This window comes from Planomonospora algeriensis (assembly GCF_977012225.1).
Genome location: NZ_CDRNDK010001208.1, coordinates 1 through 209, shown reverse-complemented (window position 1 = coordinate 209; position 209 = coordinate 1). Strand labels below are relative to the sequence as shown.

Below are 209 nucleotides of genomic sequence, written 5' to 3'. Positions count from 1 at the left end.
ACGCCCCCTGGTGCGCGATGTTCGTCTCCTGGGTCGGCGAGCAGGCCGGTCTGCGGCCCACCGTCGGCTGGGACGCCTACACCGTGACCTACGCCCAGTGGTTCAAGGCCAACGGCCGCTGGGGCGGGGAGGCCACCCCGGGCGCGGTCGTCTTCTTCGACTGGAAGAGGGGCGACAGCCTGTACGGCATCGACCACGTCGGCCTGGTC

Annotated in this window: 1 protein-coding gene; it reads left to right on the top strand. The window is 71.3% G+C overall.

The features are described 5' to 3' along the window. Positions 1-209: CHAP domain-containing protein (locus ACWJ6R_RS38450; RefSeq protein ID WP_449066864.1), on the top strand; the 209-nt coding region annotated here is incomplete at both ends.